Source organism: Streptomyces sp. NBC_01210 (assembly GCF_036010325.1).
In the GTDB taxonomy this organism is placed as follows: domain Bacteria; phylum Actinomycetota; class Actinomycetes; order Streptomycetales; family Streptomycetaceae; genus Streptomyces.
The window spans coordinates 5324624-5349704 of sequence record NZ_CP108549.1; the positions used below are offsets into that span (position 1 = coordinate 5324624).

A 25081-nucleotide genomic window follows, 5' to 3' on the forward strand; every position below is an offset into this window, starting at 1 on the left:
GCATGACGAGCATCGGTGGTGTCGAGATGGTCGACTGGAATCTCGCTGTGGCGACCGCAACCCGCTTCGTGCGGCCGGGCCCCGACGTGAGCCGGGACGAGGCGCGTGCCGTCGTCGCCGAGCTGCGCCGGCATGCCAAATCATCTGAAGAGCATGTGCGGGCCTTCACCCGGATGATCCCCGAAGGCCATGAGCCGCAGGACACCCCCGTCCTCGTCGTGGACCGGGCGGGCTGGGTCAAGGCGAATGTCGCGGGCTTCCGCGAGCTGCTGAAGCCGTTGCTGGACAAGATGCAGGAGCGCCGCTCCGGCAGCCCGGGAGGCGCACTGGTCGGCGCGGTCGGCGGCAAGGTGACCGGCGTCGAGCTGGGCATGCTGCTGTCGTTCCTGGCCTCGCGGGTCCTCGGACAGTACGAGACCTTCGCCCCCGCCACCCGTGAGCTGCCCGCCGGTCAGAACGGCGGCGGGCGGCTGCTCCTTGTCGCCCCGAACATCGTCCATGTCGAGCGTGAACTCGATGTCGAACCGCACGACTTCAGGCTCTGGGTCTGCCTGCACGAGGAGACCCACCGCACCCAGTTCACCGGCGTGCCGTGGCTCCGGGACCATCTCGAGGGTGAGATCCAGTCATTTCTCGGCGAGACCGAGGTCGACCCGATGACCGTTCTGGAGCGGTTCCGGGAAGCCGCCCAGTCGCTCTCCGGCGCCCGCCCCGAGGGCGAGGAGGACGAGGGCGGCCGCTCCATCGTCGAGCTGGTGCAGACCCCCGCCCAGCGCGAGATCCTCAGTCGGCTGACCGCCGTGATGTCGCTGCTGGAAGGCCATGCGGACTTCGTGATGGACGGCGTCGGACCAGATGTCGTGCCGTCCGTCGCCGAGATCCGGGAGAAGTTCCAGCAGCGCAGGGCCCGTGGCGCGAGCCGTCTCGACCAGGCGTTGCGCAAGCTCCTGGGGCTCGACGCCAAGCTGCGTCAGTACCGCGACGGCGAGCGCTTTGTTCGCTCCGTGGTCGATGAGGTCGGTATGGATGGATTCAACCGGGTCTGGACGTCCCCGAACACCCTCCCCACCAAGGCGGAGATCGCCAAACCGGCGGACTGGGTCGCGAGGGTGCACCGTAAAACAGAGTCGTGAGCGGGAGGCGTCCGACGGCAGAAGGACGCCCCCCTAATCACCCATCCGAGGGACCGTAGGCAATGGGTAGGCGTGCAATGCTCGGGTATCGGCCCGGTTCTGTCACCATCGACGCACTCTGAGTGACTGAATCTTCCGTCCCGACTCCGACCGAGGCACCCCCCAACTTTCACGAAGGGCACCGGACATGGGTCCCCATCCTGCGGTCGCGGCGATACGCCTGGCGGTCCGCCGCGTACTCCACGACGTACTCACCGAACACTGCGAACGCGTCTCGCGCTCCGTGGGCCACGCGGCTCCCGCGCACTCCTCCTCCACGACCTCCCCCCTCCACGCCGCGCCCTCAGGCGAGCAGCCGCTCGTCCTTGTGGCGTGCTCAGGCGGCGCCGACTCCATGGCCCTCGCCTCCGCCCTCGCCTTCGAGGCCCGCAAACTCTCCGTCCGGGCCGGCGGCATCACCGTCGACCACGGCCTCCAGGACGGCTCCGACCTCCGTGCTGCCGAAGTCGCCGCACGGCTCACCGCGATGCAGCTCGACCCCGTCGAAGCCATCGCCGTACGAGTCGGCCGCGAGGGCGGCCCCGAGGCCGCGGCCCGCGATGCCCGCTACGCCGCCCTCGACGACGCCGCGGAGCGCCATGGCGCCGCGGCCGTTCTGCTCGGCCACACCCGCGATGATCAAGCTGAAACCGTCCTGCTGGGCCTCGCCCGCGGCTCCGGCATCCGTTCGCTCTCCGGAATGGCGGCCGTCTCGGGGGCGGCGGGCCGTTACCGTCGCCCCTTCCTCCAGCTCGACCGGCAGACCGCCCGCAAGGCCTGCATGGTCCAGTCGCTGCCCGTCTGGGACGACCCGCACAACGCCGACCCGGCCTACACCCGCTCGCGGCTGCGCCACGAGGGCCTGCCCGCCCTGGAGAAGGCGCTCGGCAAGGGCGTCGTGGAGGCCCTGGCCCGTACCGCCCAGCTCTCCCGCGACGATGCGGACGCCCTGGACACCTGGGCCGCCGATGTGGACTCCTCCGTACGCGACGACGCCGGGCGGCTCGAGTGCGCGAAGCTCTACGCGCTGCCGCCCGCCGTCCGCCGCCGGGTGCTGCGCCGGGCCGCCATCGAAGCCGGTGCGCCGGCCGGTTCGCTCTTCGCCCGGCACGTCGAGGAAGTCGACCGGCTGATCACGAGCTGGCGCGGTCAGGGAGCCATCAATCTGCCGGGGCGCGTCGAGGCGCGGCGGCAGGGTGGCAGACTGGTCATCCGGCAAGGCTGACGCAGCTGCAGCGAATGCACAACGAAAGTGACCCGGGTGAACGAGAAGGACATGGGCACCGACCTCCAGTCGGTGCTCATCACCAAGGAAGAGATCGACGCGAAGCTGGCTGAACTGGCTGCGAAGATCGACGCGGAGTACGCGGGCAAGGACCTGCTCATCGTCGGTGTCCTCAAGGGCGCCGTGATGGTGATGGCGGACCTGGCGCGTGCGCTGTCCACCCCCGTCACGATGGACTGGATGGCGGTGTCGTCCTACGGCGCGGGCACCCAGTCCTCGGGCGTGGTCCGGATCCTCAAGGACCTGGACACCGATATCAAGGGCAAGCACGTCCTGATCGTCGAGGACATCATCGACTCCGGCCTCACGCTCTCGTGGCTGCTGTCGAACCTCGGTTCGCGCGAGCCGGCCTCCCTCGAGGTCTGCACTCTGCTGCGTAAGCCGGATGCCGCAAAGGTGGCGATCGACGTGAAGTGGATCGGCTTCGACATCCCGAATGAGTTCGTCATCGGGTATGGGCTGGATTACGCGGAGAAGTACCGCAATCTGCCATTCGTCGGCACACTCGCGCCACACGTCTACGGCGGCTGACCCCGCCGGGAACCTCAGCCCCCTTCTCGCCGTTGGAGCATGGGAGGGCGGGTTTGTCAGCCGTACCGTGCGGTCGCGGTGACGATGCTGGGGTACCGTCCGAAGAACAGTCTTTTCTCACAGCAGCATTTACCTACGGGCAGGAGGGACGGGGCGATTTCGCTCCGTATGGATGGACGTGAAGCGATACTTCCGTGGGCCGGTCATGTGGATCGTGCTGGCCGTCCTCGCCGTGGTCGTGTTGATGCAGGTCGTCGGCTCGTCCGGCGGCTACAAGACGGTGGACACTGGCGAGGTCGTCCAGGCGATCGACAAGAACCAGGTCGACCAGGTCAAGCTGACCACCGGCGACGAACAGATCATCAAGGTGGATCTGAAGGACGGCCAGAAGGTCAAGGGCAGCGACAAGATCCAGGCCAGCTATATCGGCACCCAGGGTGCTGATCTTGCGACCACTCTGCAGAAGAAGTACGAAGCGGGCGACATCGGGAAGGGTTACACCGTCTCGCCGTCGAAGCAGAGCCCGTTCGTCTCGGTGCTGCTCTCGCTGCTGCCCTTCGTCCTGATCGTCGTGGTCTTCCTGTTCCTGATGAATCAGATGCAGGGCGGCGGCTCCCGAGTCATGAACTTCGGGAAGTCCAAGGCCAAGCTGATCACCAAGGACACTCCGAAGACGACCTTCGCCGATGTGGCGGGGGCCGACGAGGCCGTCGAGGAGCTCCACGAGATCAAGGAGTTCCTGCAGGAGCCGGCCAAGTTCCAGGCGGTCGGCGCCAAGATCCCGAAGGGTGTGCTGCTGTACGGCCCGCCCGGTACGGGCAAGACGCTGCTCGCTCGCGCCGTCGCGGGCGAGGCGGGCGTCCCCTTCTACTCGATCTCGGGTTCCGACTTCGTCGAGATGTTCGTCGGCGTCGGTGCCTCCCGAGTGCGTGACCTCTTCGAGCAGGCCAAGGCGAACGCCCCGGCGATCGTCTTCGTCGACGAGATCGACGCCGTCGGCCGGCACCGCGGTGCGGGTCTCGGCGGTGGCCACGACGAGCGCGAGCAGACGCTGAACCAGCTGCTCGTCGAGATGGACGGCTTCGACGTGAAGGGCGGCGTCATCCTGATCGCCGCCACCAACCGGCCGGACATCCTCGACCCGGCGCTGCTGCGCCCGGGCCGGTTCGACCGGCAGATCGCCGTCGACCGTCCCGATATGCAGGGCCGTCTGGAGATCCTCAAGGTTCACCAGAAGGGCAAGCCGGTCGCCCCGGACGTCGACCTGGGCGCTGTCGCCCGTCGTACGCCCGGCTTCACCGGCGCGGACCTGTCGAACGTGCTGAACGAAGCCGCGCTGCTCACCGCACGCGGCGACAAGAAGCTGGTCGACAACCACGCCCTGGACGAGGCGATCGACCGCGTCGTGGCGGGCCCGCAGAAGCGGACCCGGATCATGTCGGACAAGGAAAAGAAGATCACCGCGTACCACGAGGGCGGTCACGCCCTGGTCGCGGCGGCCTCACCGAACTCCGACCCGGTCCACAAGATCACGATCCTGTCCCGTGGCCGCGCGCTCGGCTACACCATGGTCCTGCCGGATGAGGACAGGTACTCGACCACGCGCAACGAAATGCTCGACCAGCTGGCGTACATGCTGGGCGGGCGCGCGGCCGAGGAGCTCGTCTTCCACGACCCGACCACCGGTGCGGCCAACGACATCGAGAAGGCCACGACCACGGCCCGCGCGATGGTCACGCAGTACGGCATGACCGAGCGGCTCGGCGCGATCAAGTTCGGTGGCGACAACACCGAGCCGTTCCTGGGCCGTGAGATGGGTCACCAGCGCGACTACTCGGAAGAGGTTGCCGCGCTCGTCGACGAAGAGGTCAAGAAGCTCATCGAGACCGCGCACAACGAGGCCTGGGAGATCCTCGTCGAGAACCGCGACGTTCTCGACAACCTGGTCCTCCAGCTGCTGGAGAAGGAGACCCTCGGCAAGGAGCAGATCGCCGAGATCTTCGCGCCGCTCGTGCGGCGCCCGGCCCGCCCCGCGTGGACCGGCTCCTCGCGGCGTACGCCGTCCACGCGGCCGCCGGTGCTCTCGCCGAAGGAGCTGGCGCTGACCAACGGCGCCGTCGGCTCCAACGGCTCCAACGGCGCGCAGCCGACGGATGCCGCTCCGGCCGTCGAGGCGGTCCCGGAGGAGCGTCCGGAGGGCTGACCCTGCCGTCGCTCCGGTCACTCGGGGCCCGGAATGAATGCCGCGCCCCCCAGGTTTTAGCCTGGGGGGCGCGGCATTCTTGTATGCACGCACGCGAAAGCACAGGAACGAGGCACAGATGACCGACCCGGTGACGCTGGACGGCGAAGGCACGATCGGCGAATTCGACGAGAAGCGGGCCGAGAACGCCGTACGCGAGCTCCTCATCGCGGTCGGGGAAGACCCGGACCGCGAGGGCCTGCGGGAGACGCCGGGCCGCGTGGCGCGCGCGTACAGGGAGCTCCTGGCCGGCCTGTGGCAGGAGCCCGAAGAGGTCCTGACGACGACGTTCGACCTGGGGCACGACGAGATGGTCCTGGTGAAGGACATTGAAATCGTCTCTCTGTGCGAGCATCATCTGCTGCCGTTCCATGGAGTTGCCCACGTCGGCTACATCCCGGCCGACACGGGCAAGATCACGGGCCTGTCGAAGCTGGCCCGCCTCGTCGACGTCTTTGCCCGTCGGCCGCAGGTGCAGGAGCGACTTACCACGCAGATCGCGGACTCGCTGATGCGCATCCTCGAGGCGCGCGGCGCGATCGTGGTCATCGAGGCGGAGCACATGTGCATGTCGGTCCGAGGCATCCGCAAGCCCGGCGCCAAGACGACCACGTCGGCGGTGCGCGGCCAGCTGCGTGACTCCACCACGCGCTCCGAGGCGATGAGCCTGATACTGGCGCGATAGCCGGATTGTCAGTGGTGCCCGATACGGTCCTGGAGCAGCGGAGTCGATCGCTGATCAAGGGGGATCGCGATCGGCTACGGGCTTCCGAGCAAGCAGACTGTGCACGTCGTCGGCGGGCGCGAACAGGCCAGGAACGTCCGGAGCGGCTCCACCTTGTGGACCTTGTGGACCTTGGACGGGGAGCGGACCGTGCAGACGACCGGCACGGAAGTGACGGTCGTCAGGGCGCGAAGCAGTGGACGTTGCCCATGGTGAACCAGGGCACTGCGCGCGCCGCTTACACCGGGGCCGCGTTTTCGTCGTCGTCCTCCGGGAGTTTGCAGACCCGATCCAAGAAGAACGCCGCCGCGATCACGCCGATGCCCGCCACCACCGAGAAGCCCGCGTAGATCGCCTGGTCCCGGCGGGCCGGGATGTCGAGGGAGCCCAGCAGGAACACGCCCGTGCCGCCGTACATCCCGCAGACCAGCGCCGCCACCAGTGCGCTCGCCTGGCCGAAGACCACCGCGCGCGCCGCCATCAGCGGCTCCACGCCCTTCGCGCCGGGGCGCCGCTCGCGCTGAGCCTTCAGGCGGGCGCGGAGCGAGAGCGCGGTCGCGGTGAGGACGACCGCGATCACCGCCAGCACGATCGGCGCGGCCAGCGGCACGCTCGGCAGTGTGCCGAACGATTCCCAGAGCCGGGCGCCGCCCCAGCTCAGTACCCCGGCCACGATGAAGAGACCGGCCAGTACCCCGAGCCGCAGTTGCTTCACCCAGCGCCCCTCATCTGTTTGTCGTGTGCCGCGTGCCGTACGGATCCGAAGAGCCTAACGACTACTCGGGCAGACGGAGTTCCAGGTCGGCCCGGGCAAGCACACCGTCCTGGCCGATGCCGGCCAGCAGTTCAACGACCGGGCCGCGGCCCGGCAGCTGGGCCTCCGGCTCGACGTCGTGCCACGGGGCGAGCACAAAGGCGCGCTGATGGGCCCGCGGGTGGGGAAGGGTGAGAACCGGGTCGTCCGAGACGACATCCGCGTACGCCACGATGTCGACGTCGATCGTGCGTGGGCCCCAGCGCTCCTCACGGACCCGCTCGAAGGCCTCTTCGATGGCCTGGCCGCGCTCCAGGAGGGAGGACGGGGGCAGTGTGGTCTTGATCACGACCACCGCGTTGAAGTACGAGGGCTGGCTGCCGGGCGCGACGCCCCACGGCTCCGTCTCGTACACCGGAGAGACCGCCTTGACCCGCAGGCCGGGCGTGTCCTCGAGCGCGTCGATCGCGCCCTGAAGCGTCTCCAGGCGGTTGCCCAGGTTGGAGCCGAGAGAGATCACGGCCCGTTTCGGATTGGACAGTGTGACATCGGCCGCGTCGACCTGTTCCACCACGGAGGCGGGCACCGGCTGCACGGTCGGGTCGCTCTGCGTCCAGTCCGAAGGGAACGACGAAGATACGGTCATACTCGGCTCCGGGTGATCGTGATGGTCACGTCGTCGAAGGGCACGGTGATCGGGGCGTCCGGCTTGTGCACGACCACCTCGACCTCCTCCACGCCGTCGTGCTTGAGGCACTGCTGGGCGATCCGCTCGGCCAGCGTCTCGATGAGGTCGACGGGCTCGCCCTCGACGACCGCGACGACCTCCTCCGCGACAATGCCGTAGTGCACGGTCTTCGCCAGGTCGTCGCTGACTGCCGCGGGGCGTGTGTCGAGGCTCAGCACCAGATCCACGATGAAGGTCTGCCCCTCCTCGCGCTCCCGGGGGAAGACGCCATGGTGCCCGCGGGCCTTGAGGCCGCGCAGCGCGACACGATCCACGCGAATCACTCCTGCTGTCGTTGGTCTTGCGGGCACACAGCCACGTGCGGGCGGCTCGGTGTCCAGATTCGAATCTACCTGCGAGCACCGACAGTGCTCGCCCACGGGTTGTGGACGGGCATGCCGCGAGGCTGGTAGCCGCCCTACCCGGGACCCGGATTTCCAATCCCCCAAAGTGCGCCTACCCACTTACGAGGGGGTCTCGTTGTCCTCTTCGTCGTCGCTTTCCGTCAGGACGGGTGAACCGTGGTGTGACCACATCTTCCATCCGTCCGATGTGCGGCGGAACACATTGGTGGCCACGACGAGCTGCCCGACGAGCGGTCCGAGCGCGCCGCTCTCCTCGGCCGGGCCGCCGCTGAGGATGTTCTCGGTACAGGTCACCAGCGCGGTGTCGCCGGCCAGGCTCACCGTCACATCGGTGAGGAAGAACTGGATGTACTCGGTGTTCGCCATGATCAGCGCGTACGAGCGGAGCACCTCGCCGCGGCCCGAGAGCACCGGCCATCCGGGATGGATGCACGAGATGTCGTCCTCGAGCCACAGACCGGAGAGCTCCTCGAAGTCTCCGCGCTCCATCGTCTCGTAGAACGCGGTGTTGGCCTCTTCGACCAGTTCTACGTCGGTACGGCTCACCGGGCGGCCTCGACGGCCCGCGCGACCCGGACGGCGTCGGCCGTCGCCCGTACTTCATGGACCCGTACCGCCCACGCGCCCTCGTGCGCCACGATCGCGGAGACCGCGGCCGTGGCGGCGTCGCGCTCCCGGGCCGGCGGCGCTGCGCCCTCCTTCGCCAGTACGCGGCCGAGGAACCGCTTGCGCGAGGCGGCGACCAGCACGGGGCGGCCCAGCGCGCGCAGTTCGGAGAGGTGGGCGACGAGAGCGAGGTCGTGCTCGGCCTGCTTGGCGAAGCCGAGGCCGGGGTCGATGACGAGGCGTTCGGGCGCGATGCCGCCCGCGACGACGGCCTCCATACGCTCGCGCAGCTCGGCGACGACCTCGGCGACGACGTCTCCGTATACGGCACGGCTGTTCATGTCCTGGCTGAAGCCGCGCCAGTGCATGACCACGAAGGGGACGCCGGTCGCGGCGACCGCCGGGACCATACGGGGGTCGGCGAGGCCGCCGCTCACGTCGTTGACGAGCACCGCGCCGGCCGCGACGGCCTGCTCGGCGACGGTGGCGCGCATGGTGTCCACGGAGACGGTGACGCCTTCGGCCGCCAGGCCGCGTACGACGGGAACGACCCGCCGCAGCTCCTCGTCCTCGTCGACCCGGCTGGCGCCGGGCCTGGTGGACTCACCGCCGACGTCGACGAGGTCGGCACCCTCGGTGACGAGGTCGAGGCCGCGCTTGACCGCGGCCGTGGTGTTGAACCAGCGGCCGCCGTCGGAGAAGGAGTCGGGCGTCACATTGACGACTCCCATGACCGCACAGCGATCCCACTCCGGCAGGCCGTCGGCCGTGCCCCGTCCACGCAACGTACTCATACGCCCAGCCTAGGCCCGCCGGGAGGGGCGGAGGTCACGCCGGTGGGCCCGGGAGGGTCTGCCGCACCCGCCCGCCCTCGGCTGTGTGGGTACGGGATACCCACAGTCAAGGGCTCGGCTGTCACGCCGCGCGGACCTCGTGTTCCGCCTTGACGGTCATGTGTGCGCAGGGGCGCGGCTGGCGGGCCGGGCGGCGGCGCGGGAAGAGGCGGGGGAGCGCGACGTTCACGAAGCCCTCCGCCTGCATCGCGGCGAAGCCGATACGCGGCAGGTCACGCGTGTTGCGGAAGACCACGAAGCGCGGCTCCCAGCGCGGCTGGAACTTTGCGTTGAACTTGTACAGCGACTCGATCTGGAACCAGCGGGACAGGAAGACCAGCAGGCCGCGCCACATCCGGAGCACCGGGCCCGCGCCGATCTTCTCGCCGCGCGCCAGCGCCGAGCGGAACATCGCGAAGTTGAGCGAGACGCGCTCGATCTTCAGCCCCGGCGAGGCCTGCAGCGCCGCGACGATCAGCAGTTCGTTCATGCCCGGGTCGGCCGAGCGGTCGCGGCGCATCAGTTCCAGGGACATCCCGTCCGTACCCCACGGGACGAAGTGGATGATCGCCTTGAGGTCGCCGTACGGAGAATCGGGGTCCTCCTTGTGCGCCGTGGCGATCACGGCGTCGCCGTCGGCCGGGTCGCCTATCCGGCCCAGCGCCATCGAGAAGCCGCGCTCGGTGTCGGTGCCGCGCCAGGCCGCCGCGGCCAGGCGGATCGCCTCCAGCTCCTCGTCGGAGAGGTCACGAGCGCGCCGTACCCGGGTTTCGTAGCCATTGCGCTCGATGCGCTTCACCATCTGGCGTACGTTGCGCATCGCGCGCCCGGTGAGGGAGAAATCCGCGACGTCCACCACCGCCTCGTCACCCAGCTCCAGCGCGTCCAGACCGGTCTCCCGGGTCCAGACCTCGCCGCCGGTCTCCGAGCAGCCCATCACAGCCGGGGTCCAGGAGTGCGCCTTGGCCTCGTCCATGAAGCGCTCGATGGCGCCGGGCCAGGCCTCGACATCGCCGATCGGGTCGCCGCTGGCGAGCATCACGCCGGAGACCACGCGGTAGGTGACCGCGGCCTTGCCGCTCGGTGAGAAGACAACGGCCTTGTCGCGGCGGAGCGCGAAGTGCCCCAGCGAGTCCCGCCTGCCGTGCCGGGTGAGCAGGTCGCGCAGCTGGCGCTCGTCGTCCTCGGTGAGGCGCGCGGCCGGGTGTTCGGGGCGGAAGGCGAGATAGATGGTGGTGACGGCGGTCAGCAGACCGAGCGCACCGAGGGAGTAGCCGACCGTCCAGGACACCCCGTCGGCGTAGTCGACGGGACCCTCGAAACCGAAGAGCCCGAACAGGACGTGCTCCAGGCGGTCGGTGAGGCTGGGGCTGCCAACCTCGTTGCCGGGGTGCACGCTGACGATGACCAGGCCGAGGCCCAGGGAACCGGCGCCCATCAGGATGAAGTTGGCGAGCGCCTTCCAGCGGCTGCGCGGGTCGGGCAGCGCGGCGAATTCACTCCGGTGGCGCAGCAGCAGCGTCAGCAGCACCAGCGAGACCAGCGCACCGATCACCGAGTGGCGGTAGACGAACTGCCCCACCGCCCCGACGGGGAGCAGGATCACCGCAGCCCGCCAGGCGCGGCGCTTGTGGCGCTTGAGCCCGTGGGCGAGCAGCAGCAGCAGTACGCCGGCGCAGAGCGAGAGCGCCGCGGCGAAGGGGCCGGTCGATCCCGGCAGCACCTCGGCGATCGAGTGCATCCGACTGTGCCGGAATCGGGGGAAGACCCCGGCGGCAACGTCGATCAGGCCGACGAGTGTGGAGGCCGTGCCGACCAGCGCAGGGACCGCCTCCGGGCGGGGGCCGCGCAGTATGCGACGCACCCGATCCGGAACCAATCCTGATTTGTCCCCATCTACCGTTGCAGACATCGCTTCCCGTGATTCCGCGAGAGATCCTGTGTCCCGAGCCTCAGGTGTGTGGCTCCGGACGATTTGCTCTCTCTAGGACGGGACTTCCGGGAGGCGGGTTCACTCATTCACAGGAAATTCTCAAGGAAGAAAGCTCACGCGACTCATGGGTCTGACCAGTAACAAAGTCCTGGCCTTGGCGATCATGGTGGCCGTGCTGCTGTTCGCCGCCACCGTCTGGCTCTGGCCGCGGCTCTCGCGTCGCAGTTGGCGTGCCGTGACGGGCAGGATCGGGCTGCTGCTGGCGACTCAGCTCGCGCTCTTCTCCGCCGTTGGCCTCGCGGCCAACAACTCCTTCCTCTTCTACGGCTCCTGGTCCGACCTCTTCGGTCAGGAACAGGACATGGGTGTGGTGGTGGACCACTCGGCCTCCGGCAAGCGCGTCAAGATCGTCGGCAAGCAGATGCTGGATGTGCCGGGCGGCTCGCGGCCCGCGATGGGCGGTCAGATACAGAAGATCGTCGTGGTGGGCGAGAAGTCGAAGATCGACAGCCCGGCGTATGTCTATCTGCCGCCGGAGTACTTCCAGGCGAAATACGAGAAGAGAACATTTCCGGCATCCATCGTGCTGACCGGATATCCGGGAACCGCGGAGAACCTGCTCAAGGGCCTGAAGTACCCGAGGACGGCCTTCATGCAGGCCAAGGACGGCAAGATGCAGCCGATGATCCTGGTGATGATGCGGCCGACCGTCGCGCCGCCGCGGGACACCGAGTGCGTGGACATACCGGGCGGGCCGCAGACCGAGACCTTCTTCGCCAAGGATCTGCCGAAGGCGATCTCGGAGACGTACCGGGTCGGGACCAAACCGCAGAACTGGGGCTTCATGGGGAATTCCACCGGTGGATACTGCGCCCTGAAGATCGCGATGCACCACCCGGAGCAGTTCGGGGCGAGCGCGGGCCTCTCCGCGTACTACAAGGCCGCCGACGACCCGACGACCGGTGACCTCTTCCACGGCAGCAAGAAGCAGAAGAGCCGGGCCAATCTGCTGTGGAGCCTGGACCACCTGCCGCAGGGGAAGTCGTCCTTCCTGGTCACGACGTCGAAGGCGGGCGAGGCCAACCTCAAGTCGACGCTGGCCTTCATAAAGAAGGTGGAGTCGCCCGCGCGCGTCTCGTCGATCACGCTCGACAGCGGCGGGCACAACTTCAACACCTGGCGGCGCGAGATTCCGCCGGCGCTGACCTGGATCAGCGGCAGGCTCAGCGCTTCGTAGGCCTGGGCGTTTCGCAGGGCCGAGCGTTTCGCAGGGCCGAGCGTTTCGCGGGGCCGAGCGTGTCCCGGCGGGGCCGCGCGCTTCGCAGGGCTCAGAGCGTCGTGGGGCTCAGAGCGTCTTCACCGTTGCGATCGTTTCCAGCGCGACTTGGGTACGCGGGATGTCCTGCGCGTCCGCGTCGATGGAGCGGCGCAGCGCCTCGTGCAGCCGGGCCGGCGTGAGGACGCCGAGGAAGCGCCCGGTCTCCTCCTTGTCGATGACCGCGATCCAGCCCGCGTCGTGCTGGAGCATGGTGGAGAAGGCCTGCTTGAGCGAGGCGCCGACCGGCAGCCACGCCTCCATCCGGCGGGCGTGTTCGCGTACGGATCCCGACGCGGCGGTCTGCTCGGCCGAGATCCAGCCGTGCAGATTGTCCTCGGCGTCCAGGACGACGGCCCAGCGGGAGCCGAGCTTCCGGGGCAGCGGGTCGTCGAGGTGGACGACCGGCGGCTGCTCCAGATCGCCCTCCTCGATAGGGGTGACCGAGAGGCGCTTGAGGCCGCGGTCGGCGCCGACGAAGTCCGCGACATACGGGTTGGCGGGGGTGCCGAGCACCGCGGCCGGTGCGTCGAACTGCTCGATCCGCCCCTGTCCGTAGACGGCGATACGGTCACCGAGGCGGACGGCCTCCTCGATGTCATGGGTGACGAAGAGCACGGTCTTACGGACCTGGGACTGGAGCCTCAGGAACTCGTTCTGCAGATGCTCGCGCACCACCGGGTCCACCGCGCCGAACGGCTCGTCCATCAGCAGTACGGGCGGGTCGGCCGCCAGCGCCCGGGCCACGCCGACGCGCTGGCGCTGACCGCCGGAGAGCTGCTCGGGGTAGCGGTCGCCGTAGACGGACGGGTCGAGGCCGACCAGGTCGAGGAGTTCGGCGGCGCGCTCACGGCCCTTGGCGCGCTTCCAGCCGAGGAGATGGGGAACGGTCGCGGTGTTCTCCAGGACCGTTTTGTGCGGGAAAAGGCCGACCTGCTGGATCACATAGCCGATACGGCGCCGCAGTTGGACCGGATCGATGGCGGATATGTCGTCCCCGTCCAGGAATATCCGGCCGCTGCTCGGCTCGATAAGGCGATTGACCATCTTCATGGTCGTGGTCTTTCCGCAGCCGGACGGTCCGACGAGCGTGACCAGTTCGCCCTCGGCGACCTCGAACGACAGGTCGTCGACCGCTGTCGTTCCGTCCGGGTACCGCTTGGTTACGTGCTCGAAACGGATCATGGTTCCCCATTGTGACGGGTGTTGTGTGAAGGCCATGTTGCTGCAATGTGGCGGCCCTCGGCGATTGTCAGTGGTCAGGGATATGGTCGCCAGACGTACGTTCGGCACTGCTGGGGAGGTGGGGGGCATGAGTACGCAGCAGGCTGCGCAGAGCTGTCTGGCGGCCAATGACTGGATCTGCGGGGAGTACCTCCGCACCCGCAGCCAGGAATTGACCGATGCCACGGTTCAGCATGTCTGGATCACCGTGGTGTCGGTTCTGATCGGTCTCGCCGTCGCATTTCCGCTGGCGCTGCTCGCCCGCGCCAAACCGCGGTTCGCGGGCCCGGTCCTCGGACTCACGACGCTGCTCTACACCATCCCGTCGCTGGCGATGTTCTCTCTGCTGCTGCCGGTCTTCGGGCTGTCGGCGGCGCTGGTGGTGACCGGCCTGGTGCTGTACTCGCTCACCATCCTCGTACGGAACATCATGGCCGGACTCGACGCCGTGCCCGACGAGGCGCGGGAGGCCGCGCGCGGCATGGGGTACGGATCGGGCCGGCTGCTCTGGGAGGTCGAACTTCCCCTCGCGCTGCCCGCGTTGATGGCGGGCCTGCGCATCGCGACCGTTTCGACGATCGCGCTGACCACGGTCGGCGCGCTGGTCGGCAAGGGCGGTCTCGGCAATCTCATCGACGACGGCGTGCAGACCACCTTCAAGGCGCAGGTGCTGACCGCATCCGTGCTCTGTGTGCTGCTGGCGGCTGTCGCCGATCTGCTGCTGCTCGGCGCACAGCGGCTGCTGACGCCCTGGACCCGCCTGCGCCCGGCGAAGCGAATACGTCCGGCGAACCGAGTGGGCACGGCGAAGGGGACGGGCTGATGGGGGTAGTGGCCGACGCGTGGACCTGGCTCACCACCGGCTCCAACTGGTCGGGGGAGAGCGGTGCCTGGCACCGCCTGGGCGAGCATGTGTACGTCAGCGGGGTGGCCCTCGCACTGGCCTGCGCGATCGCCCTGCCCGTCGCACTCTGGCTGGGGCACCTCGGCAGGGGAGGCGCACTCGCGGTCAACATCTCCAACGCGGGCCGGGCGATCCCCGTCTTCGCGGTCCTCGCCCTCTTCATGCTCACACCGCTGCGCAGCGCCGGTTATCTGCCGACGATCATCGCCCTGGTGCTCTTCGCCGTGCCCCCGCTGCTGACCAACGCCTACGTCGGTATGCGGGAGGTCGACCGGGCGGTGGTGGAGGCAGCACGCGGGATGGGGATGTCCGGCGGCCAGCTCTTCCTGCGCGTCGAACTTCCCCTCGCCTACCCGCTGCTCATGACCGGCCTGAGGTCGGCCGCAGTCCAGGTGGTGGCCACGGCCACCATCGCTTCGATGGTGGGCCAGGGCGGCCTGGGCCGGATCATCACCGCCGGCTTCAACACCTACAACACCCCGCAGGTCGTCGCGGGCGCGCTCCTCGCGGCGCTCCTCGCGCTGCTGGTGGAAGGGGTTCTGGTGGCGGCCGACCGGCTGCTCAGCCCCCTCCGTAAGACCGTGTCGTCCGTGTCGTCCGTGTGACGACGCCCAACCCTTTGCTGTGGACGGAGAACCTGATGAGCAAGACCTCGCGCATCGCGGGCGCAATACTCGGTGTGGTGGCCCTGACGGGTTCTCTCGCCGCATGCGGTGGCGACAGCCTGGAGAAGGAGAAGGGCGGCTCCGAATCGGGCGGCGGGGCGGGCAAGAAAGGCGCGCTCGTCATCGGTGCCGCGTCCTTCACCGAGTCCAAGGTGCTCGCCGAGCTGTATGCGCAGATCCTGGCCGACGCCGGCTATAAGACGTCCGTCACCACGGTGAAGAACCGTGAGCTGTACGAACCCTCGCTGGAGAAGGGCGAGATCGACGTCGTACCGGAATACGCCGCGACGGTCGCCGAATTCCTCAACGCGAAGGCGAACGGGCCGAAGGCGCCCGACGAGAAGCCGGTGGCATCCGGCGATGTCACCGCCACCGTGGCGGCGCTCACGAAGCTCGCCGAGCCGCGCGGACTGAAGGTGCTTCCCGCCGGTGCCGCCGTCGACCAGAACGCCTTCGCGGTGAGCAAGGAATTCGCGGAGAAGAACAAGCTCAAGACACTTTCCGATCTTGGGAAGTCGAAGCTGAAGGTGAAGATCGCGGCAGGCGACGAGTGCGAGGTGCGGCCGTTCTGCGCGCCGGGTCTGAAGAAGACGTACGGCATCGACGTCTCGGGCATCGACCCCAAGGGAGTCGGCACCCCGCAGTCCAAGCAGGCCGTCAAGGACGGTGACGACCAGCTCGTCCTGACCACCACCACGGACGCGGTGCTGGACGGCCTGGTCTTCCTGGAGGACGACAAGAAGCTCCAGAACGCCGACAACGTCCTTCCGGTGGTCAATGCCAAGGACGCGGGCGCCAAGGAGATAGCCGACGCGCTCGACAAGCTCACCAAGGTGCTGACGACCGAGGATCTTGCCGAGTTGAACCGCAAGGTGGACGCCGAGCGCGCGAAGCCTCAGGACGCGGCGAAGGCTTATCTCGAGTCCAAGGGCCTGCTCAAGAAGTAGAGAAGGGTCGGCCCGGCGTTCTTCATCCAGAGATTTGCCGGGCCGACACCCCATTCGGCGACTTCGCACGGTAAATTTCAGGCCATGCCACGTGGACGCCACCGCCATTCCCCGCCCCTGCACAGGCTGCTGCCGCCTTCGGCGGTAGCCGGAGCGTCGGTTTTGTGTGCCGCCGGCGCGTGGTTTCTGGCGGAGCCAATCGTGCTCCGTTCCCTGGTAGGAGCCGCGGCGATGGCGGCTGTCACCGGCGCGGTCCTGATGCGCAGTTGGGACCGGAACGCCGGCCGCCGCGTCGCGGAACTCACGCGTGCCCGCGCGAGCGACGAGTGGAAGACCGAGGAACGCCTGGCCGAGCTCGAGACGGATCTCGAGGAATCGCGTGAGCTGCGCGCCAAGCTCGACGCGAAGCTGCGTGCCAAGCGGGTCGAGCTCGCCGCGCTGCGCAACGAACACGCCGCGCTGCTGCGGCGGTACGCGACGGCCGAGACCGAGCGGGCCAGCGCGCTCGAGGGTCGCAGGCAGCTCGCGCTCGAAGCGGCTGCGCCGGTCAGGGCGCTGCCCCCGGCCGGTTCCACGCCCACCCCGTCCACGTACCTCCGCGCGTCCAAGGCGCTGGACAACCTGTCGCGCAACGCCGCCGCGCAGGAGGCGAAGCGCACCGTCGAAGTAGCCCGTCTACGCGATCTCGCCGAGCGGGCCAAGGAGGCGGACGAGCCGCAGGGGAAGCACGCGGCGGCCGCCGGGGGAGAGCAGCACACCCGCCCGTCGTCCGCCGTCCCCGCCCCTCGTCCCGTCCCGGCCAGGCGTCCTGTCCCGGCCGCGGCAGCGATCGTTCCGTACGGTCCGCAGCGCCGCCGAGCACGCCCCGAGGGCGGCTTCGACTTCTTCGGCACGGCCGCCGAAGCGGGTGCGCAGAAGGCGATCGAGGCCGCGCAGAACGAGGACCTCGCCGATGTGGTGGGCGAGGAGGCCCTGGCCGCACAGGACGGGACGGACGACCGCGCGGTCGGCAAGGTGATCGATCTGACGGCGCACGACGAGACGGAGCAGCTGGACGTCGCCGAGCTGCGCAGCGCGATTTCCTGACCGCGGACGTCTCGAACGTCCGCCTACGTCCCCGATATCGCGGACGCCGTGAGCGTCGCGGGCGCTGCTCGTTGGCGTGTCGTCCTGTCGACTACTTGTCTACTTGTCGATGTCGCCGACGACGAAGAACAGCGAGCCCAGGATCGCCACCATGTCGGCCACCAGCGTCCCCGGCAGCAGCTCGGTCAGCGCCTGGATGTTGTTGTACGACGCCGAGCGCAGCTTCAGCCGGTACGGGGTCTTCTCGCCCTTGGAGACCAGGTAGTAGCCGTTGATGCCGAGCGGGTTCTCGGTCCAGGCGTACGTATGGCCCTCGGGTGCCTTCAGGACCTTCGGCAGCCGCTGGTTGATCGGGCCCGGCGGCAGCTCGGCCATCCTGTCCAGGCATGCGTCCGCCAGGTCCAGTGCGTTGTGTGTCTGGTGGAGAAGGACCTCGAAGCGGGCCAGGCAGTCGCCCTCCGTGCGGGTGACGACCTCGAGCGTGTCCTGCAGCTCTCCGTACGCCAGATACGGCTCGTCGCGCCGCAGATCGAAGTCGACCCCCGAGGCGCGGGCGATCGGGCCGCTCACTCCGTACGCGTGGACCGTCTCGGCCGAGAGCACACCCACGTCGCGCGTACGACCGCGGAAGATCTCGTTGCCGAGGACCAGCTTGTCGTAGATGTCCATCCGTGAGCGGAGGGCGGCGACGGCCTCGCGGGCGCGGCCGAGCCAGCCCGCCGGGAGGTCCTCCTTGAGCCCGCCGACCCGGTTGAACATGTAGTGCATCCGGCCGCCGGAGACCTCCTCCATCACATGCTGGAGATCCTCGCGCTCGCGGAACGCGTGGAAGATCGGCGTGATGCCGCCCAGTTCGAGCGGGTACGACCCGAGGAACATGAGGTGGTTGAGGACCCGGTTGAGCTCGGCGAGGAGCGTACGGGTCCAGACCGCGCGCTCCGGGACCTCCATACCGAGCATCCGCTCGACGGCCATGACGACGCCGAGCTCGTTGGAGAACGCGGAGAGCCAGTCGTGGCGGTTGGCCAGCATCACGATCTGGCGGTAGTCGCGCGCCTCGAAGAGCTTCTCGGCGCCGCGGTGCATATAGCCGATGACCGGCTCGGCCTGCTGGATGCGCTCTCCGTCCAGTACGAGACGGAGGCGGAGCACGCCGTGCGTGGAGGGGTGCTGGGGGCCGATGTTGAGCACCATGTCGGTGCTCTCCGCCGCGCCGCCGATGCCGACCGTCGTCTCCGTCATGGCGACAGTATCCCCTGTACGTGCAACACCCGGGGCGCCGAGTACGTGGAACACCTGGGGGCCGACCCGGACCCCCGTCCTCAGACGCCGGCCGGGCCGGGTTGCCGCTGCAGCAACCAGCCGAAGTCGCCGAGGCCGCCCCGCGCGGTCAGTTCGGCCGCCTCCCCGGCGGAGGCGAGTGCGCGGACGTACGCCGCGGGGTCGGACGTGGCCAGCGACAGCGGGGGGCGTTCGCCCGTGACGCCCAGGTCCCGCAGCGCCTCTCGCTGGGTGAGCAGTTCCGCACCGGGCAGCGCGCACGCGTCCAGGGCCACATGCGCGGTGATGTCGCAGCTGCCGTCCGGGAACGGGCGTACCTCGCGGCCCGCCCGGAAACCCGTCAGCGTGCCGAACGGCGGCCGAGCCTCCAGGGCGTGTGCGTAGTCGACGGCGACCGCGAGGCCCGCCTTGAGCGTGCCCACCACCCGTGCCCATGCCTTGTCCCGCGGGCGGCCGATCTCCGCCCGCATCCCCGGCTCGGGCAGCGGCCACCAGCGCTCCAGCCACTCGGCGTCCGCTCCGGAGACCGGGGAGCCGAGCCGTTCGGTGCCGTCCCCGCGTACGAGGACGTACCGTGCGACGCCGTCCGGGTCGGCCTCCGCGACATCCACCGGGACGTTGTCCAGCCATTCGTTGGCGAAGAGGAGTCCGCTCACCCCGGCCGGGGGCTCGGCGGTCCATTCGATGCGGGGGTCCAGGCCGGCGGGCCGGGCCGCCCGCTCGACGGCGTACGCCCGTACCGGAAAACCGGACGGCAGCGCCGCCAGCACGCCGGCGAGAAGCTCGCCGCGGCCCGCGCCGACATCGACCAGTGCCACCTCGTCGAGACCGAGCGGCTCCGCCGTGGTGAGCAGCAGCCGGGCGATCGCCGAGGCGAACAGCGGCGACGCGTGCACCGACGTACGGAAGTGCCCGGCCGGTCCCTCGGGCCGCAGATAGAAGCCGTCGGGCCCGTAGAGCGCCGCTTCCGTCGCTTCCCGCCATCCTCGCCACTGACACGACTCATCCATCACGCGCACAAGTCTCCACCTTGCGGAGTACGCTTCCGCCGACCGGATCGCTCCTCCGGTTGACCCTTGCACCTATCTCCTTTCCCTACGCTGGGTTACGTGCAGCGCCTCTACGACTTCATCCGCAGACACCCGACGGGCGTCGACAGCTTCTGGGCTGTCATCCTCTTCGGGTTCTCCATGCTGTGGGTGATCCAGGTACCGGTCGGTATCCAGCCCCGTATCACCGCAGCTCTGATCGTTCTGCTGCTGAGTCTGGTCGTGGCGCTGCGCCGCCGTATGCCGGAGAAGATGCTGGTACTCGCAGCAGCGCTGGGCGTCGCCCAGCTCGCGCTCGACGTCGAGGTCAACCCGGGCGACTTCGCGATGCTGGTGATCATCTACACCGTCGCCGCGTACGACGGGGCGCGCTGGGCCTCCCGGCTGGCGCTGGTCGGCGGGCTGGCCGCGGGCACGCTGGCCCAGCTGCGCTGGCCGGAGGCGAACACCGGCGTCGGCGGGAGGATCTTCTTCACGATCTTCATGAGTGTGCCGTTCGCCCTCGCCTGGGTGCTCGGCGACTCGATACGCACCCGGCGGGCGTACTTCGCTCAGCTCGAGGAGCGAGCCACCCGGCTGGAGAAGGAGCGCGAGGCGCAGGCGAAGGTGGCGGTCGCGGCGGAACGGGCGCGGATCGCCCGCGAGCTGCACGACGTCGTCGCGCACAATGTCTCGGTGATGGTGGTGCAGGCCGACGGTGCCGCGTATGTCCTGGACGCCGCCCCCGACCAGGCCAAGCAGGCCCTGGAGACCATCTCGAGCACCGGCCGCCAGGCGCTCGCGGAGATGCGCAGGCTGCTCGGCGTACTGCGTACCGGCGATGCCCCGGAGAGCGGTGAGTACGTCCCGCAGCCCGATGTCGAGCAGATCGAGGACCTGGTCGAGCAGGTGCGCGGCTCGGGCCTGACGGTGGACTTCAAGATCGAAGGAACGCCGCGGCCGCTGCCGAGCGGCGTCGAGCTCACCGCGTACCGCATCGTCCAGGAGGCGCTGACCAACACGCGCAAGCACGGCGGTCCGGAGGCCGGGGCCAGCGTGCGGCTCGTCTACTTCGACGACGGCCTCGGACTGCTGGTGGAGGACGACGGCCGCGGTTCGGCGCACGAGCTGTACGAGGACGGCGGCGCCGACGGCCGGGGCCACGGGCTCATCGGTATGCGCGAGCGCGTCGGTATGGTCGGCGGAACGCTCGACACGGGGCCGCGGCCCGGCGGCGGCTTCCGGATCAGCGCACTGCTTCCCCTCAAGCCCGCCCACTAGGGATCCCACCGGATCCCACGACAGATCGAGGCCTAACTGACATGTCCATCCGCGTGATGCTCGTCGACGATCAGGTGCTGCTCCGCACCGGGTTCCGGATGGTGCTCGCCGCCCAGCCGGACATGGAGGTCGTCGCGGAGGCGGGCGACGGCGCGGAGGCGATCGAGAACCTCCGCTCCACCGCCGTGGACGTGGTGCTGATGGATGTACGCATGCCGAGGCTGGACGGCGTAGAGGCGACGCGGCGGATCTGCGCCGAGCCCGACGCCCCCAAGGTGCTGATCCTGACCACATTCGACCTGGACGAGTACGCGTTCTCCGGGCTGAAGGCGGGCGCCAGCGGCTTCATGCTCAAGGATGTGCCGCCCGCCGAGCTGCTCGGCGCGATCCGTTCGGTGCACAGCGGCGACGCGGTTGTCGCGCCGTCCACGACGCGTCGGCTGCTGGACCGCTTCTCGCCGATGCTGCCGAGCAGCTCCCACGAGCCGCGGCACAAGGAGCTGGAGCGGCTCACCGAGCGCGAGCGTGAGGTGATGCTGCTGGTCGCACAGGGTCTGTCGAACGGCGAGATCGCCGCGCGTCTTGTTCTCTCCGAAGCCACGGTCAAGACCCATGTCGGCCGCATCCTCACCAAGCTGGGCCTGCGCGACCGGGTGCAGGTCGTGGTGCTCGCGTATGAGTCCGGGCTGGTCCGGGCGGGCGGCGGACAGGCGAGCTCTTCCTGACGACGCCGGGCATGGCGCTCCTAAGGTGGCCCCATGCTGCTGTGGATCAACGGTCCCTTCGGGGGCGGCAAGACCCAGACCGCGTACGAGCTGAATCGGCGGCTGCCCGGCAGCGCCGTCTGCGATCCGGAGCATGTCGGCTTCGGGCTGCACCGGATGATGCCGCCCGGACTGCGCGCGGACTTCCAGGATCTGCAGGCCTGGCGGCAGGGAGTGTACGAGGTGCTGGACCTGACGCTGCGGACGTACGAAGGCGTGGTGATCGCCCCGATGACGCTGGTCGAACCGGCGTACTTCGAGGAGACCGTGGGGCGGCTGCGCGAAGCCGGCCAGGAGGTGCATCATTTCGCGCTGCTCGCGGAGCGCGAGACGGTGCTGCGCCGGCTGACGGAGCGGGGGCTGGGGCGCGGACTCAAGCGGGAGAGCTTCGCGGTACGTCAGTTGGACCACTGCCTGGAGCGGCTGAACGAGCCACTGTTCGCGGAGCACATCCGTACGGACCGGGTGGCCGTGCCGCAGGTGGCTGACCGGATCGCGGCGTCGGCGGGGCTGACGCTGGAGCCGAACCGGGACGGGCCGCTGCGGCACCGGCTGCGCAAGGCGTGGACGGGCGTCAAGCACATCCGCTTCGACTGACGCGGCTCACGCGGGATCACGGGTCCCACGCGGCTAACGCAGCACTGTCTCCAGGAAGTCGCTGCCGAGCCGGGCGACGGCGGAGACGTCCAGCTGGTGCAGTACGTACCGGCCGCGCCGCCGGGTGGAGATCAGCCCGGCCTTCTTCAGCACGGCCAGATGGCGGGAGACCTCGGGCGCGGTGATCCCGTACGCGTCCGCCAGTTCGCTGGTCGTGTACGGGGCGCGGGCGAGGTTGCGGCACAGCCGCATGCGCATGGGGTGCGCCAGCGCCTCCATCCGCAGCTTCAACAGCTCCACGGGGGCGGGTCCCGGCAGTTCGGGCGAGCCGACGGGGTAGTGGATCACCGGCCGCCAGCCGGGTGCGTGCAGCACCATGAGATGCGGCCACCCGAAGCTGGACGGGACGAGGGAGAGCCCGGCGCCGACGGCGGGGTCGACGGCGGTCGTCCGCCCTTCCGCGAGTTTGTCGGCGCTGATACGGGTCCGGTCCTCGTCCACCGAGAGTGCGGGGGAGACGGCGTGCAGCGCCTCGGTGAGGCCCTTGCGGCGCAGCAGCTCGGTCTTGTGGCGGGCGTCGGCGGCGAGCTGGGTGGAGGCGCGTCGCCAGGTGTCGGCGAAGAAGGACTGGTCGCAGTCCTCGAAGAGGCGCCGCACCCAGGCGCGTACGGAGGCGGGGTCGTCCAGCAGCCGGCGGGTGAAGTCGAGCTGCTTGGGCCCGCGGGTGGCGGCGAGTTCGAGTGCGCGCTCGCGCCTGGCGGGGTCGGTGAGGGCTGACGGCCCGGCGGTCCCGTACGTACTGGCGCAGGTGAACTCCAGGGCGGCGGAGACGAAGCGCTCGTCGTCGAGCCGGTCGAGCATGTCCAGCTCTTCGGCGAGGCTGGCGCCGGTCCGGCCGCCGGCCGCGCCCAAGGTCGCGGGCAGCCCGGCGAACGGCATGAAGACGTCCGAGAAGGTGGACCGCCACAGGAAGTCGGCCTCGTGCAGCCGGTCCGCAAGGTCCGGCTTGAGCCCGGCGGCGGTCGCGGTGGCCCAGCCGTGCAGCCCTGGATGGTGCCCGGGTTCGGCAAGCGCGTGCAGCGCCACGCCCAGCTCGGCGAGGGGAGAAATCTCGAAGACGATGCGCTCGGGGGGCAGCCCCGCGATATCGATGGTCACGCTCACGCCTCCATGGTGCGGGTGCGCGGGGCGGGTCTCGCGCCATTTGACGCGGCTCGTCAATCGACGCGACGGGGTGGGCGGGGCGGGCGCAGCGTAGACGCATGAACGCCATGCATCAGCACATGATCGACAATTACCGCGCGGCGCAGCGGGGCGAGCAGGCGCCGCCACAGCCGGGCCTGAACGACTGGCAGGTGATCCGAGAGGTCCGCGACTACCACCGCTTCCAGGCGGTGCTCGCCGGCCACCGCTCCCACGGCCGCATTCGTGCGGCGCTGACCCGCCTGCTGCACCCGCGCGCGGCGAACTCGGCGAACTGCGGCTGAGGCTGGGGTCGAGGGCGCCGGGCTTACTCCAGGTGCCCGGCCAGCCCCGGCCCCCCGGCTGCTCCAGGTGCCCGGCCAGCCCCGGCCCCTGGCTACTCCAGGTGCCCGGCCAGCCCTGGTCCCCCTGGCCACCCCAGGCGCCCGGCTACCCCACCCTCCGCATGAACTCCGCCACCGCCGCTCTCACGTCATCACCCGTCCACTCCAGCCCCTCCGACGCCACCGTCAGCTCCGTCACCGACACCCCCGGCGGGCAGCCCTCCGTGAACCACCTCCTGAAGAGCGTCACGCCCGTCTCCTCCGCCTGGCGCACCGCCGCCTCGTTCAGAGCTTCCGCCTCGTGCGCCAGCCAGACCTGGAACTGGTGCGTGTGCGGCTCCTCCGGGTGGACCCGGAACCACGGGACGCCCGCCTCCGCGAAGGCCTCACGCAGCGCCGCGGCCACCACCTTCGCGTGGGCCACGTACGACGGCAGCCGCGGCAGCTCCCGCTCCAGGCCCAGCAGCGCGGACAGCGCCGCCGGGTACTGCTGGAAGACCTGGCCGCCGTACCGGTGCCGCCAGGTCCTGGCCTCGGCCACCAGGTCCTCCGGGCCCGCCAGCACCGCGCCGGAAAGGGCGTTCAGGGACTTGTAGAAGGACACGTACACGCTGTCCGCGAGGGACGCGATCTCGTCCAGTGGACGGCCGAAGTGCGGGGCGCACTCCCACAGGCGCGCGCCGTCGAAGTGCACCACTGCATCGCGTTCCCGCGCCGCTTCCACGACCTCCACCAGTTCGTCCCACGACGGCAGTACGAAACCCGAGTCCCGCAGCGGCAGTTCCAGCATCAGCGCGCCGAAGGGCTCGTCGAAGTCATGTATCTCCGCCGCCGTCGGCAGCCGCGGCTCGTGCGTCGGATGCACCGTCCGCAACCCGCTCACCACGCCGAACGCGCCCCGCTCATGCACCTCCGGATGCGCCGTCGGATGCAGTGCGACCGTCGGATTCCCGGTACGCCCCGCCCAGCACCGCAGGGCCACCTGCTGCGCCATCGTCCCGGTCGGGAAGAATGCCGCGGCCGGGAAGCCGAGCAGCTGCGCCGCCCGCTCCTCCAGCTCCGCGACGACCCCGTTGCCGTATACATCCGTCCATTCGTCGAGGTCGTACACCTCGCCCGCGTGCGCCGCCAGCGCCGCAAGCCGGTCCCCGAGCCGGTGGTCCGCGGAGGCCCGCCACAGCACCCGGTCCGACGCCCGCCATGCGGTGAGCCTGCGGTGCCGCTCGTCCTGCTCGGTCGTGTCAGCCATGCACCGATCATGCACCGCCGGCCGATCGCCGCCCACAGCCTG

At 69.5% G+C, this 25081-nt stretch carries 25 protein-coding genes; 14 read left to right on the top strand and 11 right to left on the bottom strand.

All coding sequences use genetic code 11. The features are described from left to right. The first annotated feature begins 2 nt into the window (after nt 1–2). The 5 genes from OG735_RS24220 to folE all read left to right on the top strand — a co-directional run bounded on the left by OG735_RS24220 (nt 3) and on the right by folE (nt 5915). Complete coding sequence (locus OG735_RS24220) at nt 3–1133, top strand: zinc-dependent metalloprotease (protein WP_327325261.1); 1131 nt, start codon at nt 3–5, stop codon at nt 1131–1133. A 187-nt stretch (nt 1134–1320) separates the two neighbouring features. Then, the gene (tilS, locus tag OG735_RS24225) at nt 1321–2397 is read left to right on the top strand and encodes a tRNA lysidine(34) synthetase TilS (protein WP_327325262.1); all 1077 of its coding nucleotides are present in this window, start codon (nt 1321–1323) and stop codon (nt 2395–2397) included. 51 nt (nt 2398–2448) lie between these two features. Next, nucleotides 2449–2988: a hypoxanthine phosphoribosyltransferase gene (gene hpt / locus OG735_RS24230; RefSeq protein ID WP_327328434.1), complete on the top strand. Its 540-nt coding sequence runs from the start codon at nt 2449–2451 to the stop codon at nt 2986–2988. Between the two features lie 172 nt (nt 2989–3160). Continuing rightward, a complete protein-coding gene (gene ftsH, locus OG735_RS24235; protein WP_327325263.1) occupies nt 3161–5191 on the top strand; it encodes an ATP-dependent zinc metalloprotease FtsH in 2031 nt (676 codons plus the stop codon). Between the two features lie 118 nt (nt 5192–5309). Then, the gene (gene folE, locus OG735_RS24240; RefSeq protein WP_327325265.1) at nt 5310–5915 is read left to right on the top strand and encodes a GTP cyclohydrolase I FolE; all 606 of its coding nucleotides are present in this window, start codon (nt 5310–5312) and stop codon (nt 5913–5915) included. A gap of 277 nt (nt 5916–6192) precedes the next feature. Here the strand turns inward: folE and OG735_RS24245 are convergent, their stop codons facing one another. The 6 genes from OG735_RS24245 to OG735_RS24270 form a co-directional block, all read right to left on the bottom strand. Beyond that, nucleotides 6193–6669 (bottom strand): DUF3180 domain-containing protein, encoded by a 477-nt coding sequence (locus OG735_RS24245; RefSeq protein ID WP_327325266.1) that lies wholly within the window; start codon nt 6667–6669, stop codon nt 6193–6195. 61 nt (nt 6670–6730) lie between these two features. Beyond that, nucleotides 6731–7354, bottom strand: a complete 624-nt coding sequence (gene folK / locus OG735_RS24250) for a 2-amino-4-hydroxy-6-hydroxymethyldihydropteridine diphosphokinase (protein WP_327325267.1) — start codon at nt 7352–7354, stop codon at nt 6731–6733. Beyond that, nucleotides 7351–7710, bottom strand: coding sequence for a dihydroneopterin aldolase (gene folB / locus OG735_RS24255; RefSeq protein WP_327325268.1), 360 nt, complete (start codon nt 7708–7710; stop codon nt 7351–7353). Before folB ends, folK begins: the two co-directional genes overlap by 4 nt. 189 nt (nt 7711–7899) lie before the next feature. Continuing rightward, nucleotides 7900–8346 carry a nuclear transport factor 2 family protein gene (locus tag OG735_RS24260; protein ID WP_327325269.1) on the bottom strand — a complete coding sequence of 149 codons (447 nt, stop codon included), beginning with the start codon at nt 8344–8346 and terminating at the stop codon, nt 7900–7902. Beyond that, the gene (gene folP, locus OG735_RS24265) at nt 8343–9200 is read right to left on the bottom strand and encodes a dihydropteroate synthase (protein WP_327325270.1); all 858 of its coding nucleotides are present in this window, start codon (nt 9198–9200) and stop codon (nt 8343–8345) included. The genes OG735_RS24260 and folP overlap by 4 nt, the downstream gene beginning before the upstream one ends. A 121-nt stretch (nt 9201–9321) precedes the next feature. Continuing rightward, on the bottom strand, nt 9322–11151 hold the full coding sequence (locus OG735_RS24270) for a phosphatidylglycerol lysyltransferase domain-containing protein (protein ID WP_327325271.1): 1830 nt from the start codon (nt 11149–11151) through the stop codon (nt 9322–9324). Nucleotides 11152–11296: 145 nt separating this feature from the next. On the opposite strand from OG735_RS24270, the gene OG735_RS24275 reads away from it, so the two are divergent. Further along, nucleotides 11297–12409, top strand: a complete 1113-nt coding sequence (locus OG735_RS24275) for an alpha/beta hydrolase (RefSeq protein ID WP_327325272.1) — start codon at nt 11297–11299, stop codon at nt 12407–12409. Between the two features lie 108 nt (nt 12410–12517). Here the strand turns inward: OG735_RS24275 and OG735_RS24280 are convergent, their stop codons facing one another. Next, the gene (locus OG735_RS24280; RefSeq protein WP_327325273.1) at nt 12518–13672 is read right to left on the bottom strand and encodes an ABC transporter ATP-binding protein; all 1155 of its coding nucleotides are present in this window, start codon (nt 13670–13672) and stop codon (nt 12518–12520) included. A gap of 127 nt (nt 13673–13799) precedes the next feature. On the opposite strand from OG735_RS24280, the gene OG735_RS24285 reads away from it, so the two are divergent. The 4 genes from OG735_RS24285 to OG735_RS24300 all read left to right on the top strand — a co-directional run bounded on the left by OG735_RS24285 (nt 13800) and on the right by OG735_RS24300 (nt 17313). Further along, nucleotides 13800–14534 carry an ABC transporter permease gene (locus OG735_RS24285; RefSeq protein WP_327325274.1) on the top strand — a complete coding sequence of 245 codons (735 nt, stop codon included), beginning with the start codon at nt 13800–13802 and terminating at the stop codon, nt 14532–14534. Beyond that, complete coding sequence (locus OG735_RS24290; RefSeq protein ID WP_327325275.1) at nt 14534–15220, top strand: ABC transporter permease; 687 nt, start codon at nt 14534–14536, stop codon at nt 15218–15220. Before OG735_RS24285 ends, OG735_RS24290 begins: the two co-directional genes overlap by 1 nt. Nucleotides 15221–15255: 35 nt before the next feature. Continuing rightward, nucleotides 15256–16227: an ABC transporter substrate-binding protein gene (locus tag OG735_RS24295; protein ID WP_327325276.1), complete on the top strand. Its 972-nt coding sequence runs from the start codon at nt 15256–15258 to the stop codon at nt 16225–16227. An 84-nt stretch (nt 16228–16311) separates the two neighbouring features. Then, nucleotides 16312–17313 (top strand): hypothetical protein, encoded by a 1002-nt coding sequence (locus OG735_RS24300; RefSeq protein ID WP_327325277.1) that lies wholly within the window; start codon nt 16312–16314, stop codon nt 17311–17313. 99 nt (nt 17314–17412) lie between these two features. On the opposite strand, the gene OG735_RS24305 is transcribed toward OG735_RS24300, so the two are convergent. Together OG735_RS24305 and OG735_RS24310 are read right to left on the bottom strand one after the other, a co-directional pair. Beyond that, nucleotides 17413–18555 (bottom strand): NADH-quinone oxidoreductase subunit D, encoded by a 1143-nt coding sequence (locus tag OG735_RS24305; RefSeq protein WP_327325278.1) that lies wholly within the window; start codon nt 18553–18555, stop codon nt 17413–17415. 80 nt (nt 18556–18635) lie between these two features. Beyond that, a complete protein-coding gene (locus OG735_RS24310; protein WP_327328435.1) occupies nt 18636–19604 on the bottom strand; it encodes an SAM-dependent methyltransferase in 969 nt (322 codons plus the stop codon). A gap of 99 nt (nt 19605–19703) precedes the next feature. Between OG735_RS24310 and OG735_RS24315 the strand changes: the two genes are divergently transcribed. Genes OG735_RS24315 through OG735_RS24325 form a run of 3 tightly spaced genes read left to right on the top strand, consistent with a single transcriptional unit; the run spans nt 19704 to nt 22264 of the window. Then, nucleotides 19704–20903 carry a sensor histidine kinase gene (locus OG735_RS24315; RefSeq protein ID WP_327325279.1) on the top strand — a complete coding sequence of 400 codons (1200 nt, stop codon included), beginning with the start codon at nt 19704–19706 and terminating at the stop codon, nt 20901–20903. Between the two features lie 41 nt (nt 20904–20944). After that, nucleotides 20945–21628 (top strand): response regulator transcription factor, encoded by a 684-nt coding sequence (locus OG735_RS24320; RefSeq protein WP_327325280.1) that lies wholly within the window; start codon nt 20945–20947, stop codon nt 21626–21628. 33 nt (nt 21629–21661) lie between these two features. Beyond that, nucleotides 21662–22264 (top strand): AAA family ATPase, encoded by a 603-nt coding sequence (locus OG735_RS24325; protein WP_327325281.1) that lies wholly within the window; start codon nt 21662–21664, stop codon nt 22262–22264. Between the two features lie 33 nt (nt 22265–22297). On the opposite strand, the gene OG735_RS24330 is transcribed toward OG735_RS24325, so the two are convergent. Beyond that, nucleotides 22298–23422, bottom strand: coding sequence for a DUF5937 family protein (locus OG735_RS24330; protein ID WP_327328436.1), 1125 nt, complete (start codon nt 23420–23422; stop codon nt 22298–22300). 104 nt (nt 23423–23526) lie between these two features. On the opposite strand from OG735_RS24330, the gene OG735_RS24335 reads away from it, so the two are divergent. Then, the gene (locus OG735_RS24335; RefSeq protein WP_327325282.1) at nt 23527–23751 is read left to right on the top strand and encodes a hypothetical protein; all 225 of its coding nucleotides are present in this window, start codon (nt 23527–23529) and stop codon (nt 23749–23751) included. A 145-nt stretch (nt 23752–23896) separates the two neighbouring features. Here the strand turns inward: OG735_RS24335 and OG735_RS24340 are convergent, their stop codons facing one another. Then, a complete protein-coding gene (locus tag OG735_RS24340) occupies nt 23897–25039 on the bottom strand; it encodes a threonine aldolase family protein (protein ID WP_327325283.1) in 1143 nt (380 codons plus the stop codon). Nucleotides 25040–25081 lie beyond the last annotated feature (42 nt).

Coding starts and splice junctions, on each gene's coding strand:
- tilS (WP_327325262.1), top strand. CDS start 1,321: ATGGGTCCCCATCCTGCGGTCGCGGCGATACGCCTGGCGGTCCGCCGC.
- OG735_RS24295 (WP_327325276.1), top strand. CDS start 15,256: ATGAGCAAGACCTCGCGCATCGCGGGCGCAATACTCGGTGTGGTGGCC.
- folE (WP_327325265.1), top strand. CDS start 5,310: ATGACCGACCCGGTGACGCTGGACGGCGAAGGCACGATCGGCGAATTC.
- hpt (WP_327328434.1), top strand. CDS start 2,449: ATGGGCACCGACCTCCAGTCGGTGCTCATCACCAAGGAAGAGATCGAC.
- OG735_RS24325 (WP_327325281.1), top strand. CDS start 21,662: ATGCTGCTGTGGATCAACGGTCCCTTCGGGGGCGGCAAGACCCAGACC.
- OG735_RS24280 (WP_327325273.1), bottom strand. CDS start 13,672: ATGATCCGTTTCGAGCACGTAACCAAGCGGTACCCGGACGGAACGACA.
- OG735_RS24320 (WP_327325280.1), top strand. CDS start 20,945: ATGTCCATCCGCGTGATGCTCGTCGACGATCAGGTGCTGCTCCGCACC.
- OG735_RS24300 (WP_327325277.1), top strand. CDS start 16,312: ATGCCACGTGGACGCCACCGCCATTCCCCGCCCCTGCACAGGCTGCTG.
- OG735_RS24310 (WP_327328435.1), bottom strand. CDS start 19,604: ATGGATGAGTCGTGTCAGTGGCGAGGATGGCGGGAAGCGACGGAAGCG.
- folK (WP_327325267.1), bottom strand. CDS start 7,354: ATGACCGTATCTTCGTCGTTCCCTTCGGACTGGACGCAGAGCGACCCG.
- folP (WP_327325270.1), bottom strand. CDS start 9,200: ATGAGTACGTTGCGTGGACGGGGCACGGCCGACGGCCTGCCGGAGTGG.
- OG735_RS24285 (WP_327325274.1), top strand. CDS start 13,800: ATGAGTACGCAGCAGGCTGCGCAGAGCTGTCTGGCGGCCAATGACTGG.
- OG735_RS24220 (WP_327325261.1), top strand. CDS start 3: ATGACGAGCATCGGTGGTGTCGAGATGGTCGACTGGAATCTCGCTGTG.
- OG735_RS24270 (WP_327325271.1), bottom strand. CDS start 11,151: ATGTCTGCAACGGTAGATGGGGACAAATCAGGATTGGTTCCGGATCGG.
- ftsH (WP_327325263.1), top strand. CDS start 3,161: ATGGACGTGAAGCGATACTTCCGTGGGCCGGTCATGTGGATCGTGCTG.
- OG735_RS24340 (WP_327325283.1), bottom strand. CDS start 25,039: ATGGCTGACACGACCGAGCAGGACGAGCGGCACCGCAGGCTCACCGCA.
- OG735_RS24305 (WP_327325278.1), bottom strand. CDS start 18,555: ATGACGGAGACGACGGTCGGCATCGGCGGCGCGGCGGAGAGCACCGAC.
- OG735_RS24335 (WP_327325282.1), top strand. CDS start 23,527: ATGAACGCCATGCATCAGCACATGATCGACAATTACCGCGCGGCGCAG.
- OG735_RS24275 (WP_327325272.1), top strand. CDS start 11,297: ATGGGTCTGACCAGTAACAAAGTCCTGGCCTTGGCGATCATGGTGGCC.
- OG735_RS24290 (WP_327325275.1), top strand. CDS start 14,534: ATGGGGGTAGTGGCCGACGCGTGGACCTGGCTCACCACCGGCTCCAAC.